The organism is Antarcticirhabdus aurantiaca, from assembly GCF_009765365.1.
Lineage (GTDB): Bacteria > Pseudomonadota > Alphaproteobacteria > Rhizobiales > Rhizobiaceae > Antarcticirhabdus > Antarcticirhabdus aurantiaca.
In genome coordinates this window covers 79,058-94,710 of record NZ_VTOM01000010.1, presented here as the reverse complement: position 1 = coordinate 94,710, position 15,653 = coordinate 79,058, and the positions used below count along the sequence as shown (strand labels likewise).

At 69.9% G+C, this 15,653-nt stretch carries 10 protein-coding genes; 5 read left to right on the top strand and 5 right to left on the bottom strand.

The genetic code is table 11. The features are described from left to right. Nucleotides 1–3 precede the first annotated feature (3 nt). From FZN60_RS13725 to FZN60_RS13715, 3 genes are all read right to left on the bottom strand, one after another. The gene (locus tag FZN60_RS13725) at nt 4–840 is read right to left on the bottom strand and encodes a TIGR02186 family protein (RefSeq protein WP_158874054.1); all 837 of its coding nucleotides are present in this window, start codon (nt 838–840) and stop codon (nt 4–6) included. After that, nucleotides 837–1,760 (bottom strand): sulfite exporter TauE/SafE family protein, encoded by a 924-nt coding sequence (locus tag FZN60_RS13720; RefSeq protein ID WP_158874053.1) that lies wholly within the window; start codon nt 1,758–1,760, stop codon nt 837–839. The genes FZN60_RS13725 and FZN60_RS13720 overlap by 4 nt, the downstream gene beginning before the upstream one ends. 125 nt (nt 1,761–1,885) lie before the next feature. Continuing rightward, nucleotides 1,886–5,548 (bottom strand): peptidoglycan-binding protein, encoded by a 3,663-nt coding sequence (locus tag FZN60_RS13715; RefSeq protein ID WP_158874052.1) that lies wholly within the window; start codon nt 5,546–5,548, stop codon nt 1,886–1,888. A 292-nt stretch (nt 5,549–5,840) separates the two neighbouring features. On the opposite strand from FZN60_RS13715, the gene FZN60_RS13710 reads away from it, so the two are divergent. From FZN60_RS13710 to FZN60_RS13700, 3 genes are all read left to right on the top strand, one after another. Next, nucleotides 5,841–6,257, top strand: a complete 417-nt coding sequence (locus tag FZN60_RS13710; RefSeq protein ID WP_246726782.1) for a MerR family transcriptional regulator — start codon at nt 5,841–5,843, stop codon at nt 6,255–6,257. A 123-nt stretch (nt 6,258–6,380) separates the two neighbouring features. Beyond that, entirely contained in the window at nt 6,381–8,174 is a 1,794-nt protein-coding gene (locus FZN60_RS13705) for an acyl-CoA dehydrogenase C-terminal domain-containing protein (RefSeq protein ID WP_158874050.1), read from the top strand. A gap of 81 nt (nt 8,175–8,255) precedes the next feature. Then, nucleotides 8,256–9,464 carry an acetyl-CoA C-acetyltransferase gene (locus tag FZN60_RS13700; RefSeq protein ID WP_158874049.1) on the top strand — a complete coding sequence of 403 codons (1,209 nt, stop codon included), beginning with the start codon at nt 8,256–8,258 and terminating at the stop codon, nt 9,462–9,464. A 26-nt stretch (nt 9,465–9,490) separates the two neighbouring features. Here the strand turns inward: FZN60_RS13700 and FZN60_RS13695 are convergent, their stop codons facing one another. Continuing rightward, complete coding sequence (locus FZN60_RS13695) at nt 9,491–10,246, bottom strand: EAL domain-containing protein (protein ID WP_199266560.1); 756 nt, start codon at nt 10,244–10,246, stop codon at nt 9,491–9,493. Between the two features lie 179 nt (nt 10,247–10,425). Here FZN60_RS13695 and FZN60_RS13690 point away from each other — a divergent pair, with 179 nt between their 5' ends. Both FZN60_RS13690 and FZN60_RS13685 read left to right on the top strand, forming a co-directional pair. Continuing rightward, complete coding sequence (locus tag FZN60_RS13690; RefSeq protein WP_158874048.1) at nt 10,426–12,630, top strand: 3-hydroxyacyl-CoA dehydrogenase NAD-binding domain-containing protein; 2,205 nt, start codon at nt 10,426–10,428, stop codon at nt 12,628–12,630. Nucleotides 12,631–12,949: 319 nt separating this feature from the next. Beyond that, on the top strand, nt 12,950–14,158 hold the full coding sequence (locus FZN60_RS13685) for a hypothetical protein (RefSeq protein ID WP_158874047.1): 1,209 nt from the start codon (nt 12,950–12,952) through the stop codon (nt 14,156–14,158). A 108-nt stretch (nt 14,159–14,266) separates the two neighbouring features. Here FZN60_RS13685 and FZN60_RS13680 read toward each other — a convergent pair whose 3' ends face one another. Further along, the gene (locus FZN60_RS13680) at nt 14,267–15,646 is read right to left on the bottom strand and encodes an L-serine ammonia-lyase (RefSeq protein WP_158874046.1); all 1,380 of its coding nucleotides are present in this window, start codon (nt 15,644–15,646) and stop codon (nt 14,267–14,269) included. Between the last annotated feature and the right edge of the window lie 7 nt (nt 15,647–15,653).

The following is a 15,653-nucleotide window of genomic DNA, read 5'->3' as shown; positions in this document are numbered from 1 at the left end:
GGGTCAGTCCCGCTTGAAGATGATGCGCCCGAACCAGCCCGTGACGATGGCGAGAAGAACGGCCGCGACGCCGTAGAGATAGCCCTGGCGCAGCGCGAAGGTAGAGAGGACGCTCTCGAAGCCCGTCTTCACGACGAACAGGGTCTCGGAATCCTCGCGGATCAGCGCGCCCTGGCGGAACAGAAAGGCGCGCGCCGTATGCTGCCCGGTCGGCAGGTCGGCCGGCAGCGACAGCTCGGCGCGGAACAGCGTCGAGGAAACGAACTCGATCGTGCCGCTCGACTGGTTGTAGAGGCCCGTCGAGCGGTTCACCCGGCGCAGCGCCTCGGCGTAGCGGTCGCGATTGGTGCGGTCGACCTCCTCGCCGTCCGGATCGATCTGCAGGCGCAGGTTGTCGATGCCGAGCCCCAGCCGCTCCAGGACCGTGCCCGGCGCGATGTCGCCGAGCGGCCGGGAGGAGGCGAGCGCGTAGGACATCGGGGCGGCGTTGAAGGCTTCCGAGCCGCGGTTCAGCCACAGGCCGAAGAAGCTCTCCTTCTCGCGCACGACGACCGGCCGACGCGGGCCCACCAGCACCACGACGATGTCGTAGCGCTGCTCGCGCAGGATGCGCGAATCGACGTTGTCGAGCGCGCCGAAGATCACGAGCCGCGTGCCGGTGAAGGCGGAGTCGATGCCGATCCGGTCGGTGGAGAGGCCGATCTCGAAGGTTTCGGTGTTGTTGACGACCGGCGCGGCAGGCGCCGCCGGGGCATTGGGAGCGGGCGCCTGCGCGCGCGCGCCCGGCGCGGCGAGGACGGCGAGCGCCGCCGCCGCGGCGAGAAGGAAGCCGCGCCTCACAGCGCCACCGGACGGGTGATCGAGAAGGGCTCGTCGGGCGGGATGAACAGCTCGAAGCCGAGGCGCGCGCCGACGCCGAGAACCAGAAGCGCGAGAAGCAGCCGCAGCTGGTCGCCGCGCAGCTTGCGCCCCGCCTGCGCGCCGAACTGCGCGCCCACGACCCCGCCGACCATCAGGAGAAAGGCCAGCACCATGTCGATCGTCATGTTGGTGCCGGCCTGGAGGATGGTGGTGGCCGCGGCGGTGAAGATGATCTGAAATAGGGAGGTGCCGATCACGACGTTCGTCGGCACGCGCAGGAGGTAGATCATCGCCGGGATCATGATGAAGCCGCCGCCGACGCCCATCACCGCCGCCAGCATGCCGATCAGGAAGCCGAGGCCGAGGACGGGGATCACCGAGATGTAGAGCTTGGACGCGTGGAAGCGCATCTTCAGCGGCAGGCCGTGGATCCAGTTGTGCTTGCCCGGCCGGCGCACGTCTCCCGATCCGCCGCCCTTCGAGCGGCGCATGGACTGGATGCTCTCCACCAGCATCAGCCCGCCGACGCCGCCCAGGAAGACGACGTAGGTGATCGACACGACGAGGTCGAGCTGGCCGATCCGCCGGAGCGCGGTGAAGAGCCAGACGCCCGCCCCGGATCCCGCGAGCCCCCCCGCGAGGAGCACCGAGCCGAGCCGGAAGTCGATCGCCCGGCGCTTGTAATAGGCGAGCGCGCCCGAGAAGGAGGAGGCAATGACCTGGTTGGCGCCCGTTGCCACGGCGACCGCGGGCGGGATGTTGTAGAAGATCAGGAGCGGCGTGATCAGGAAGCCGCCGCCCACCCCGAACATCCCCGACAGGAAGCCGACGGCCGCGCCCATTCCCATGATGACGAAGACGTTGACCGACAGTTCCGCGATCGGGAGATAGAGGTTCACGGGCGATCTCGGCTTCCGGCGAGGCAGCTTCCGATTGGCCCGAAGCGTCGCGCCGAGTCAAACGAAAGAAGGGCCGCGAACCGAAATTCGCGACCCTTCCGTGTATTCCGACGATCGCTCGGCCGTCAGGCGTCCTTGCGGGCGAGAAGAGCGCGGATCAGCGTCTCGTCGATCTCGCCCGTCGCCTCCAGGCCGCTGTCGGACTGGAAGGAGCGGATCGCCTCCGTCGTGCGGACGCCGACCTTGCCGTCCGGCGAGCCGGCGTCGTAGCCGAGCTTGCCGAGGATGATCTGGATGTTGCGAACGGCCCGCGTCATGTCGACGGAGGCGGTGGTGTCCACCGAGGCTTCGCTCCACTCCTGCGGCACGTCCACCGTGTTGGCGGACTCGACGCGGCTCTTCGGCGACCAGGCGGCGACGGCCGCCTCGGCCTGCGTGCGCTGCTCGGGGCTCAGCGACTGGTGAACCTCGTCGCGCTTGTCGGCGGCGTCCTTGTCGCCGCTCGCCGCGACGATGGCGAACCACTTGTAGGACTGCACCATGTCCTGCGGCACGCCGGCGCCGCGGGCGTAGAGGATGCCGAGATTGTACTGGCTGTCGCGCATGCCGTAATCGGCAGCCTGCGCGAACCACTTGGCCGCCGTTTCCGGCTGCGACACGCCGTCGACGCCGGTCGCGTAGAGCACGGCGAGATTGTGCATGGCGCGAACGTTGCCCTGGTCCGCCGCAAGCGTGTACCAGTCGCGGGCCGCGACCGTGTCGCGCGCGACGCCGTTGCCCTTCTCGAAGAGCGTGCCGAGGCTGTACTGCGCCGGGGCGAAGCCGCGGCCCGCCGCCTGCTCGAACCAGCGCACAGCCTCGGCCGGCTTCGGCTCGCCGGTGGCGCCTTCCATGAGGCGAAGGCCGATCTCGAACATCGCCACCGAATTGCCGTTCTCAGCGGCCGCGGTCAGCGCGGCCGGGCCGATCTTCTCCGGCATGGCGGGCAGCGGCGCTGCGGCCAGCGCGGCGAGGTCAGGTCCCTGCCGGGTGGGGACCGCGGCCGGCTCGGCAGCAGCGGCAGCGGCGACCTCGGACGGAGGCGCGACCGCGGCGGGCTCGGCGGGCAACGGCGCGTCGGCAGCCGGCCCCTCGGTCAGGTCGAAGCCGGGCGCGACCACCTCGGCGGGGCGCGACGCGGTCGGCTGCATCAGCTCGGCGGCCGGGGCGACGGGCGCCGCGGGCTCCGCCGCCGCGACGGTCGTCTCGGCCGGCGCGGGCATTTCGGCCGCGGGAGTCTCGGGGGCGGCCGGCGGCGCGATCTCGGCGACCGCCTTGCCTTCGGCCTCGGCCGCGACCTCGGCGATCCGCTCGCCGGCGGGCGCCGTCGACAGATCGCGGATCAGCTTGACGCCAAGCGGCATCGCCATCAGCGCGAGCAGGACCGCGCCGACCGCCATGAGGATCGGCTTGCGCCGGCGCGACACGACGTCGCCCACCCGGCCGTAGCCGAGGCGCGAGAGCTGCTCGTCGGAGCGCAGGCTGTCGACCTCGGCGGCGGCGGCCATGGCGTGGCGGCGCGCGGCTGCGATGAAGTCGGCCTTGCCCCCCGTCTGTTCCGGTACGGTGTCGGCGGCGCGCTGCTGGGCGCGAACCCGGCTGATCAGCGCCGCGATGTCGGGCGTGCCGGAGCCGATATCCAGCGGACGGTTGGCCTCGGCCGGGCTCAGCGGCTCGTCGTCGGCGTCGTCGGCGTCGGTCGAGGCGAAGTCGACCGGACCGCGCGGGCTTTCGGGCGCCGGCGCGGCGGCGATGATCTCGCTCGCCGAAGCGTTGCGCATGGAGGAGAAGCGGCGCGAGAAGGCGCCCATGAGCCCACCGGTGGCCGGCTCGTCCTCGGCCGCGGGGCCAAAGGACGTCTCGGCGGGGCGCGCGGTTTCCGGCGGGTGGGCCAGCACGAAGGGCGCCTGCTCGACGGGAGCAGGCTCCTCGACGGCGCGCATGGCGCCCGCCATCTCGTCCTCGATCTGGTCGAGGCGCTCGACGATCTTGAGAAGCGTCTCGTGAACCGCGTCCACGACGCCGGCCATGCGCTTGTCGTTCTGGACGGACAGCGCCTCCAGGGACCGCAGCGCCTCGGAGAGCTGGGCGACGTGCTCGCTCTGCCGCCGCTCGCCGGCCTCCATCAGACGTGCGACGGCCTCGTCGGCGGCGGCGCGCGCCGTCGCGATCACCGCGTCGCGGTTCTCGTCGAGCCGCCGCTCGATCGCGGACAGGCGCTCGTCGACCTGCTCGTCCATGGCGCTCGGCACCACGCCGATCTCGCCGACCGTCGAGAGCTGGATCGACAGGCGCGAGATCTGGTCCTCCAGCGAGCGCACCAGCGCCGGATCGACGCGCTCGGCGATCTCCTGGTCGAGGCGCTCGGACAGGCTCAACAGCCGCTCTTCGATCGCCGCCGAGCCGGCCTTGGCCTGCTCCTGCTCATGGAGGAGACGCTGCATCGCCTCGCCGAAGCGCTCCAGCCGCTCGGCCAGCAGGGCCGAGCGGTCCTCGGCGGCCATGGCGTCGAGGCGCAGGGCGATCTCCTCGACCCGCTCCGACAGCTCGCCCGTGCCGACGGAGTCGGACAGGGCGTCGAGCCGCGACGAGAGCGCCGACATGCGCGTTTCGATGCGCTCGATCGGCGCCATGTCGAGCATCGGCGCCGGGCGCTGGCCGACGGCGACGATCGCGCGCGAGATTTCCTCGAGCCGCTCTTCGAGGGCCACGAAATGGGCGTCGTCGGGCTCGGGCTGGGGCTGCAGCAGGGCGGTGTCGATCGCCGCGGCGAGGCTCTCGATGCGGGCCTGCAGGGTTCCGATCGGCAGGGTTTCCGGCAGGCGGGCGAGCGCGGTCTCGAGCTGCGCCATGCGCTCGGCCATGGCCGTGATCGTCGCCTCGATGTCGCGCGAGGCGAAGCGGCCCTCCATCGCCTGCCAACGCTCCTCGACGGCGCGCAGGCTGCGTTCGCTGGCCAGCGTCTCGATCTTCTCGCGCAGCTGGTTCATCTCGGACGTCAGGAGCGAGGACAGCCGCTCCTCGGTCGCCGCGGCGCGGACGGCCGGATCGCCCCCGAAGGATGCCCGCAGGCGCTCCAGTTCCTGGGGCACGCTGCGCTTCTCGTCGGCGGGGCGCACGGCCGCGGGCGTCGAAGCGGCAGGCGGAGCGGACACGATCTCGCGGATGCCCGACAGCTCCGAGCGCAGCGCCGAGATGGTGCCCTCGTCCGCTCCCTCGGCCGCCAGCTCGGCGAGCGCGGCCTCCAGAACGGCGATCTCGCGCTGGGCGCCGGTCGGAGCCGAGGGCCCGCCCACCGCCTCGCGCAGGCCGTTATAGCCCTGGCGCAGCGTGTCGAGGCGCATGTCGGAGGGGCGCAGCGCCGCGCGCTGGGCCTGGATCTCCCCCCGCAGCTCCCGCAGTTCCTCGGCGATGTCGGCAGCGGCCGTGAGGGAGGCGTCCTCCCGGCGGAGCTCGTCGACCTCGGCGGCGAAGCTGCGCGCGGGCGCTTCCGGCTCGGGCGCGCCGACGCCGTCGAGCATCTGCCGGCGCATCACGATCTGCGACACGGCATCGGCGAGCGAGGGCCGCGCGGGCGCGGGCGCCTCGACGGGGAGACCGCGCATCTCGACGGATGCGGGGCGCGGGCGCATCGCGCCCGCGAGGCGCGACTCGAGGGCTTCGAGGGTCCGGCTCAAAGCTTCAAGCGAGGATCCGGCATCGCCCTCCGCGAGCGCGCTGCCGCGCTTCAGTGCCGTTCGTTCGCCCATGCCGACCCCCGTGATCCGTAGTTGGCCCGTCGCGAACCCGAACCCCGATCCAGAGGGTTAACGGTCGATAAACAGAGCCGATGCGTGTTTACGATTTAGAAAGGGAACCGGGAGCGAGGCTGGAGCGGGGGCTGACGTAGCGGCTTGCAACGAGGGGAGGACGAGCAATATCCTTAACCAATCCCACGACGAGCGAATCTCGCTCGTCCAACCACCCCCCAACATGGTGGAGTCAAAAAGAATGTCTCGAGCACAAGCGGTCGAGGAAGCTGAGTTATCCGAATCCGTCGACGTGGATTTCCTCCTGGGCCGAGGCGTTGACGAGAGCGAAACGCGGGAGGTCTTCAAGATCGGCGACCTCGCGCGAGAGTTCGGCGTGACCCTGCGCACGCTGCGCTTCTACGAGGATCGCGGACTGCTCAATCCCGAGCGCCGCGGCACGACCCGTCTTTATTCCCGCCGCGACCGGGCGCGGCTTCGCATGGTGCTGCTTGCCAAGCTTCTCGGCTTCTCGCTGACCGAAGCCAAGCAGATGATCGAGATCTACGACCAGCCGAACGGCAAGCGGCGGCAGCTCGAAGTGGCGTTGGAGCGCTTCGAGGAACAGCAGCAGATCCTCGTCGACCAGCAGCGCGAGATCGAAGCCTCGATCCAGGCGATGGAAACCTCGATCGAGTTCCTTCGCGAGCGGCTCGCCCAGACGAACTGATCGACCCGAACGATGGTTCCGGGCGCGGCAGAAGATGTGGCGCCCGGCGGATGCGCGCACCGCCTCGTTGACGTTTACGTCAAAGGCATCTACATCAGCCGCATCGTTGGGGAGAGCGAGACCATGCCGACCTACGCCGCGCCCGTCGCCGACACGCTGTTCGTGCTGAACGAGGTCATCGGCCTGCCCGGGCAGGCCGGCCTTCCCGGCGCCTCCGATCTCACCGCCGACGTCGTCGAGGCGATCCTGACCGAGGCCGGCCGCATCGCCTCGGACGTCCTTCAACCGCTCAACCAGATCGGCGACCGCGAGGGCTGCACCCGCCACGCCGACGGCTCCGTCACGACACCCGCCGGTTTCCGCGAGGCCTACGCCCTGTTCCGCGAGGGCGGCTGGGGCGGCTTGTCGGCATCGGAGGCGTTCGGCGGCCAGGGCCTGCCCCACGTGATCGGCACCGCGGTCAACGAGTTCTTCTCCGCCGCCAACATGGCCTTCGCCATGTATCCCGGCCTCACCCGCGGCGCGGTCGCGGCGATCGAGAGCCACGGAAGCGACGAGCAGAAGGCGCTCTACCTTCCGAAGATGATCGAGGGTTCGTGGACCGGCACGATGAACCTCACCGAGCCCCATTGCGGCACGGATCTCGGCCTCCTGCGCACCATGGCGGTGCCGGCCGAGGACGGCTCGTTCCGCGTCACGGGCCAGAAGATCTTCATCTCCGCCGGCGAGCACGACCTCGCGGAGAACATCGTCCACCTCGTCCTCGCCCGCATTGAGGGCGCGCCGGCGGGCGTGAAGGGCATCTCGCTCTTCGTCGTGCCGAAGTTCCTCCCCGACGCCGACGGAAATCCGGGCGCGCGCAACGCCCTCTCCTGCGGCGCCATCGAGGAGAAGATGGGGATCCACGGCAACGCCACCTGCGTCATGAACTATGACGGGGCGGTCGGATGGCTCGTCGGCGAGGCGAACAGCGGCCTCAAGGCCATGTTCACCATGATGAACGAGGCCCGCCTCGGCGTCGGCCTGCAAGGGCTCGCGGTCTCCGAGATCGCCTACCAGAACGCCGTCACCTATGCCCGCGACCGTCTGCAGGGCCGCTCGCTCACCGGCCGCAAGGCGCCCGACAAGCCCGCCGACCCGCTGATCGTCCATCCCGACATCCGCCGCATGCTGATGACCATGCGCGCCTTCAACGAGGGCGGCCGGGCGCTGATCCTCTGGACCGCCTTCCAGGGCGACCTCGCCCATCGTGCCGCGGATATGGGCGTCCGGCAGGACGGCGACGACTGGATGGGGCTGATGACCCCGATCATCAAGGGTGTCCTCACCGACAAGGGCTTCGAGAACGCCGTGATGGCCCAGCAGGTCTATGGCGGCCACGGCTATATCCGTGAATGGGGCATGGAGCAGTTCGTGCGCGACGCGCGCATCGCCCAGATCTACGAGGGCGCCAACGGCATCCAGGCCCTCGACCTCGTCGGCCGCAAGCTCACGCTGAACAACGGCCGCGCCGTCCAGGACTTCCTCCGGCTCGCCGCCGGCTTCTGCGAGGAGCACGCGAACGACGAGCGTCTGGCTCCGCTCCTGAAGAGCCTGAAGCGCGGCATGGGCGACCTCCGACAAGCGCTCGGCTGGCTGATGGAGAACGCCAAGGTCGATCCCGACAATGCCGGCGCCGCCTCCAACGACATGATGCACCTCTTCGGCCTGGTGGCGCTGGGCTACGTCTGGGCCGTCTCCGCCCAGGCTGCCGGAAACGCCCTCGAGGAAGGCCGGGGCGACGCCGACTTCATGCGGGCCAAGCTCGCCACCGCCCGCTTCTTCGCTGATCGCATCATGCCCGAGACCGGCGCCCACCTCGCCCGCATCGCGTCGGGAGCCGGCTCCCTCATGGCGCTCGACGCCGAGGCGTTCTGAACTTTTCGCGCGGGCGCCTTACCCTGACGGGTCGAGCCGCGCGCCGCACCACGACATCCGACCGACCGGGAGGCCAAGCCCATGACCGACGCCTTTATCTACGATCACGTGCGCACGCCGCGCGGGCGCGGCAAGAAAGACGGCTCGCTGCACGAGGTGCCGGCCGTGCGGCTCGGCGCCAAGGTCCTCGAAGCCCTGCGCGAGCGCAACGGCATCCCGACAAGCCAAGTCGACGACATCATCTTCGGCTGCGTCGATCCCGTCGGCGAGGCCGGCTCGGTCATCCCCAAGGCCGCCGCCTTCGAGGCGGGCTACGCCTTCGCCGCGCCCGGCATGCAGATCTCGCGCTTCTGCGCCTCGGGCCTCGACGCGATCAACCTCGGCGCGGCGAAGATCGCGGCGGGCTCCGACGAGCTGGTGATCGCGGGCGGCGTCGAGTCCATGTCGCGCGTCGGCATGGGCATGTCGGGCGGCGCCTGGGTGATGGACCCCTCGGTCGGCATTCCCGCCTACTTCATGCCGCAGGGCGTCTCGGCCGACCTCATCGCCACGAAGTACGGCTTCAGCCGAGACGACGTCGACGCCTATGCCGTCGAGTCCCAGAAGCGCGCGGCCGCCGCCTGGAGCGAGGGCCGCTTCGCCCGCTCCGTGGTGCCGGTCAAGGACCAGAACGGCCTCCTGATCCTCGACCGCGACGAGCACATGCGCCCGGGCACCGACATGCAGTCGCTCGGCTCGCTCAACGCCTCCTTCGCCGTCATGGGCGAGATGGGCGGCTACGACGCCGTGGCGAGCCAGGCCCATCCCGAGATCGAGGCGGTCAACCACGTCCACCATGCCGGCAACTCGTCGGGCATCGTCGACGGCGCGGCGGCCGTGCTTCTCGGCTCCAAGGCCGGCGGCGAGACCCTCGGCCTGAAGCCGCGCGCCCGCATCCGCGCCTTCGCCTCGATCGGCTCCGATCCGGCGCTCATGCTGACCGGGCCGGTGGACGTCACCGAGAAGCTCCTGAAGCGGTCGGGCATGGCGCTCTCGGACATCGACCTCTTCGAGCTGAACGAGGCCTTCGCCGCCGTCGTGCTGCGCTACATCCAGGCCTTCGACATCCCGTCCGACCGGATCAACGTCAATGGCGGCGCCATCGCCATGGGCCATCCGCTGGGGGCGACGGGCGCGATGATCCTCGGAACCGTCCTCGACGAGCTGGAGCGCACGAACAAGCAGACCGCCCTCGTCACCCTGTGCATCGGCGCCGGCATGGGCACGGCGACGATCATCGAGCGGGTGTGAGCCCCCGTCTCATGCGCCGGCGGGCCTCACGCCGCCTTCGCCATGTCGAGGTCCGGCAGGGCCTCGAAGGCGGGCTTGGCGAACCAGTAGCCCTGGAACAGGTTGACGCCGGCCGCGCGCAGCACCCGGTATTCGTTCTCGGTTTCGATGCCCTCCGCCAGCACGCGGATGTCGAGGTCGCGCGCGACGTGCATCATGCCGGCGACGATCGACTGGCGCGCCCGGCTCGTGTCGATGCCGCGCACGAGCTTCATGTCGATCTTGATGAGGTCCGGCTGGAAGTCGGCGAGAAGCCCGAGCCCGGCATAGCCGGCGCCGAAGTCGTCGATCGCCGTGATGAATCCGTGGCGGCGATATTCGGCGATGATGTTCCTGAGATGGGCTGTGTCCTGCACCATCTCGTTCTCGGTGAACTCGAACATGATCGAGCTCTTCGGGAAGCCGGAGCGCTTGGCGGCGGCGAGCGTGGCGCGAAGGCAGGCCGCCGGCTCGTAGACGGCGTTGGGCAGGAAGTTGATCGAGAGCTGGCGCTGCTCGCCGGCCGGAAACAGGCGCGAGGCGAGCTCGATCGCCTTGATGCGGCAGGCCTGATCGAAGCGGTACTTCTGGCTGTCGGCCACGCGCGACAGGATCGCGCCCGCGCCTTCGCCGTTCAGGCCGCGCACGAGCGACTCGTAACCCCAGATGCGGTTCTCGCCGACGTCGAAGATCGGCTGGAAAGCCATGGAGAAGTCGAAGTCGAGCTTGGCGCCGTCCTGGCAGCCGGGGCAGGTTCGATCCATGGGGGCAGGTCCGTCGGGTTGAAGAGAAAATCGGACCCCACTTTAGGTTTAGAACCTTATCGGCCCTTTAATCGCGGCATCCTAGCCGAAATGGCCGGCCACGAAAAATCGCGTCGCGACTACGCCGGCCCGCGCGACGCAAAGTATCGCTTACGAATCGCGCCCATGGGAGAAGTGAAATGAACACGACGAACCTTTCCGTCGAGATCGATGGCGACGGCGTTGCTCTGGTCGTCTGGGATATGCCGGACCGGTCGATGAATGTCTTCACGGCCGAAGTGATGGACGAGATCGACGGCATCGTCGACGCGCTCGTCGCCGACGGCAAGGTAACTGGTGCGGTCTTCACCTCCGGCAAGACAGGCTCCTTCACCGGCGGCGCGGACCTGAAGATGCTGTCGGGCATGTTCGCCGCCTTCGAGGCGAAGAAGCGCGACAACCCGGACGAGGCGATCAAGGCGCTCTTCGAGGGCGTCGGTCGCATGTCCTGGCTGTGGCGCAAGATCGAGACCTGCGGGAAGCCCTTCGTCGCCGCGATCAACGGCACCTGCATGGGCGGCGGCTTCGAGCTGGCGCTGGCCTGCCACGCCCGCGTCGTCAGCGACACCGCGGCCATGGGCCTGCCGGAGATCAAGGTCGGCATCTTCCCCGGCGCCGGCGGCACGCAGCGCGTCGCGCGCATGACCGGCACGCAGGAAGCGCTGCAGCTCCTCCTCCAGGGCACGACGCTCTCGCCCGACAAGGCGCTGAAGATGAAGCTCGTCGACGCTGTTGTGCCGGCGGGCGAGCTGGTCGACAAGGCGAAGGCGCTCCTCAAGGCCGGCCTCTCGCCGGTCAAGCCCTGGGACGAGAAGGGCTTCAAGCTGCCCTCCGGCCCGGTCTACTCGCCGGCCGGGGCCCAGGTCTGGCCCGCCGTCGCCTCGCTCTACCGCAAGGAAACCGCCGACAACTACCCGGCCGCACGCGCGGTCGTGAAGTGCGTCTACGAGGGCCTTCTGCTGCCGATGGACGCGGCGCTGCGCGTCGAGCAGCGCTACTTCACGCAAGTGATCCAGACGACGGAAGCGCGGATGATGATCCGCTCGCTCTTCGTCTCCATGCAGGCGCTCAACAAGGGCGCGCGACGTCCCGCGAACGTTCCCCCGACCAAGCTCAGGTGCGTCGGCATCGTCGGCGCCGGCTTCATGGGCGCCGGCATCGGCTATGTGGCGGCCAAGAGCGGCCTCGACGTCGTTCTCCTCGACCGCGATCAGGCCGCCGCCGACAAGGGTCGCCAGCATTCCCAGACGCTCGCGGAAGGGCTCGTCGCCAAGGGGCGCATGACGCAGGAGGAGGCGCGCGCGCTTCTCGGCCGCATCACCGCCACGCCCGACTACGCCGCGCTCTCGGCCTGCGACCTCGTGGTCGAGGCCGTCTTCGAGGACCGCGAGGTGAAGAACGCCGTGACGAAGCAGGTCGCGGCGGTCCTGAAAGAGGGCGCGATCTACGCCTCCAACACGTCCACCATCCCGATCACCAGCCTCGCGGAAACCGTCCCCGACAAGGCCCGATTCATCGGCATCCACTTCTTCTCGCCGGTGGATCGGATGATGCTGACCGAGGTGATCCTCGGCAAGGAAACGGGCGACGAGGCCCTCGCCGTCGCGCTCGACTTCGTGCGCGCGATCAAGAAGACGCCGATCGTCGTCAACGACACCCGCGGCTTCTTCGCCAACCGCTGCTTCCTTCGCTATATCTCGGAGGCCTACGACATGCTGGTCGAGGGCGTGCCGGCCGCGATGATCGAGAACGCCGCCAAGTTCGCCGGCATGCCGGTCGGCCCTCTGGCCCTCAACGACGAGACGGCGGTCGACCTGTCCCACAAGATCATGAAGGCGACCATGCGCGACCTGGGCAAGGACGCCGTCGATCCGCGTCACTTCGCCCTGGTGGAACGGCTGGTCAACGAAGGTCGTCTCGGCCGCAAGGCCGGCAAGGGCTTCTACGACTATCCCGAGAAGCCGGCCAAGAAGCACCTCTGGGTCGGTCTCAAGGACCTTTTCCCGCAGAAGAAGCCGGAGGAGGTCGACTTCGCGGAGCTGAAATCACGCTTCCTCGTCACCATGGCGCTGGAGGCGGCCCGCACCGTCGCGGAAGGCGTCGTCACCGATCCGCGCGAGGCCGACGTCGGCTCCATCCTCGGCTTCGGCTACGCGCCCCATACCGGCGGCACGCTGTCCTATATCGACGGGATGGGGCTGAGGCGCTTCGTCGCGCTCTGCGATCGTCTGGCCGACAAGCACGGCGAGCACTTCCGCCCGATCCCGCTGCTGCGGGAGATGGCGGAGCGCGACGAGACCTTCTACGGCCGATTCGGCGCCCGGGAGGAGGCCCGCGCCGCCTGAACCGCACTGCAGCATGGCTGCCCTGCCGTCGGCGGGACCATCGGATCCGGTTCCGCTACCGCAGGGTGCGACCTACCACCGGAACGTGGCGGATCGCTCCACAATCTGCTTCCGGGATGGGCAACTTGAAGGAAGCCTTGCGCGTATCTCGCCTGCTCGCGCATAAGGCAGAGAACGTCCTGGCGAATCCGTGCCGATCTGGGACAGAATGCGTCGAAGGCAAAGGGTCGCCACCAAATTTCCCTCTTCGTGATGTTGTTGCGGAGATAGGGGATTTTTTGGCGTCGATTGGCGACGACGTCGAGGCGGGAAGGTCGACATGGCAGAGAGGAAGGGATCGGTGCGGTTCGAATCCGAACCGCATTCGACAAAGGGGGACCGCAACTCTAGCGCGCCCCCGGAGATCGAGTCCGGTCTCGCCCGGGCCGCGGCGGACCGTTGGCGGCAGGCCGACGGCCGGCTGTCCGACAGCGTGGCCCACGTCACGCAGCGCCAGCCGATCACCCATGCCGACCTGTTTCCCGCCGATGCCCGCCCTTCGCGCCTGCGAATGGCGCTCTACGGCACGGTCGCGGCCGTATCGCTGATCGCCGGCGGCAGCGTACTCGCGCTCCTCTTCATGCCGGGCGGCGAGAGCGTCGCGCCGGTGGAGCAGCAGGTGGCGTCCGTCGAGCCGGCCGTGAACGCGACGATGGAAACGGCCAGCGATGCCTCGCCGGATGCAGCGCCCGTGCGCGCGTCAGGCACCGAGACACCCGCTCCGCAAGCACCCGCCACGCCGTCGCCTCTCCCCGCCCCGAGCAATCCAGCGGTCGACGCCACCACCACGGGCACCGCTCCACAGGCCCGCTGGATGGAGCGCTGGACGGCCGACGCGGCTCCCGAGGCGCAGTCCGCCGCCCCGGCCGACGACGACGCCGAGCTGGCCGACGCGCTGCGCGAGAGCCTTCCCCCGCCCGCGGCCTCGCAGCCGGTTGCAGCCAGCCAAGCGCCGGCCCCGGTGACCGCCGCGCCTGAGCACCCCGCCGCGCCCGCCATGCGGGTGATCGATACGGGCCCGGCCGACGATGAGACCGAGACCGCCCCCCTGCCGGCGCCGACCCGCGTCGAGCCCCCGCCGGTCGTCGCGACCGCGCCGGCCGCGCCGCCGCCCGCGCCGAGCGTCGCTGCACCTGTCGAGCCCGAGCCCGCCCCCGCTTCCACCGCGGCGGATTCCGAGCCCCCGGCGCCCGCCGCGGACGAACTCGTCGCCGCGCCGGCACCTGTTTCCGAGCCGCAGCCGCCGGCGGATGCCCCGGCGCAGGCGACCGAGACGGCGTCCCTCCCCCCGCCTCAAGGCGGACGGTCGGGCCGCATCGTTTCTCCGGTGAACCTGCGGGCGAGCGGCGAGCGGGGCGCGGCGATCCTCGGCACCGTCGCCGGCGGCAGCGCGATTCAGGTGATCGCCTGCGAGCTGTGGTGCGAGGTCGTCACCCCGGACGGCCGCCGCGGCTTCGTCTTCAAGGACTTCGTTTCGACGTCGCAATAGCGCGGAGCCTCGCTCAGAACCGCGCCTTTTCGCCGCCATCCGCAAGGGCGGCGAAACGGAAGGCTCACGGCCGCGGGCTGACCTGGCGCCGCGCCGCGCCTCGCCCGGTCAGCACAAGGTCACGTTCACCGCGAGGCCGCCGAGCGCCGTTTCCTTGTACTTCTCGCTCATGTCGACGCCGGTCTGACGCATGGTCTCGATGACGCTGTCGAGCGAGACGAAGTGCGTGCCGTCGCCGCGCAGCGCCAGGCGCGCCGCGTTGATCGCCTTCACCGCCCCCATCGTGTTGCGCTCGATGCAGGGAATCTGGACGAGACCGCCGATCGGATCGCAGGTGAGGCCGAGATTGTGCTCCATCGCGATCTCGGCGGCGTTCTCGACCTGCGCGGGGCTCCCGCCGAGAACGGCGCAGAGCGCTCCCGCCGCCATCGAGCAGGCGACCCCCACCTCCCCCTGGCAGCCCATCTCCGCCGCCGAGATCGAGGCGTTCTGCTTGTAGAGCGCGCCGAGCGCCGCGGCGGTCGCGAGGAAGTCGACGACGCCCGTCTCGCTCGCGCCATGGACGAAGCGCTCGTAATAGGCCAGCACCGCCGGGATGACCCCGGCCGCGCCGTTGGTCGGGGCCGTCACGACGCGTCCGCCGGCGGCGTTCTCCTCGTTCACGGCGAGCGCGTAGAGGTTCACCCAGTCGAGCGTCGTCAGGGGATCGCGCAGCGCCTGCTCGGGGCGCTTCAGCAGCTCCGTGTGGAGCTGCTTCGCCCGCCGGCGCACCTTCAGGCCGCCCGGAAGGATGCCGTCCATCCGGCATCCCCGCTCGATCGAGTCGAACATCGCCTGGCGGATCGCGAGAAGCCCCTCGCGCACCTCCGTCCTTGAGCGCCAGGTTTCCTCGTTGGCGAGCACGATCTGCGCGATCGACAGATTTTCGCGCTCCGCGATCGCCAGGAGCTCCGCGCCCGAGCGGAATTCGTAGGGCGCGCGCGCGTTGGACAGCACCGGCGCTTCCCCTGCAGCATCCTCCGCCGAGACCACGAAGCCGCCGCCGACCGAGTAGTAATCGGCCTCGTCGAGAAGCAGGCCATCCTTGTCGAAGGCCGAGAAGCGCATGCCGTTGGGGTGGTGCGGCAGCTTCTCGCGCATGAGGAAGAGAAGCTCCTGCCCCTCGCGGAAGGGCACGCGCTGCTGCCGGTCGAGCTGCAGCTCGCCCTTGTCGCGGATGAAGCCGTAGAGATCCTCGGCATCGTCCGGGTCGAGCGTGTCGGGGCGCAGGCCGGCGAGTCCGAGGATCACCGCCTTGTCCGTCGCGTGGCCCTTGCCGGTCAGCGCCAGCGAGCCGTAGAGCCGCGCCGAGACGTGTGCGACCTGTCCCTTGACGCTGCGTGCGGCGAGCCGGTCGAGCCAGCGCCGCGCCGCCCACATCGGTCCGACGGTATGGGAGGAGGACGGGCCGATGCCGATCTTGAAGAGGTCGAAGGCGCTGACGGACATGGGGTCT

Excerpts from the sequence above, each read along its gene's own strand:
- FZN60_RS13700 (WP_158874049.1), top strand. The coding sequence starts at position 8,256 with ATGACCGACGCCTTTATCTACGATCACGTGCGCACGCCGCGCGGGCGC.
- FZN60_RS13685 (WP_158874047.1), top strand. The coding sequence starts at position 12,950 with ATGGCAGAGAGGAAGGGATCGGTGCGGTTCGAATCCGAACCGCATTCG.
- FZN60_RS13690 (WP_158874048.1), top strand. The coding sequence starts at position 10,426 with ATGAACACGACGAACCTTTCCGTCGAGATCGATGGCGACGGCGTTGCT.
- FZN60_RS13705 (WP_158874050.1), top strand. The coding sequence starts at position 6,381 with ATGCCGACCTACGCCGCGCCCGTCGCCGACACGCTGTTCGTGCTGAAC.
- FZN60_RS13695 (WP_199266560.1), bottom strand. The coding sequence starts at position 10,246 with ATGGATCGAACCTGCCCCGGCTGCCAGGACGGCGCCAAGCTCGACTTC.
- FZN60_RS13715 (WP_158874052.1), bottom strand. The coding sequence starts at position 5,548 with ATGGGCGAACGAACGGCACTGAAGCGCGGCAGCGCGCTCGCGGAGGGC.
- FZN60_RS13680 (WP_158874046.1), bottom strand. The coding sequence starts at position 15,646 with ATGTCCGTCAGCGCCTTCGACCTCTTCAAGATCGGCATCGGCCCGTCC.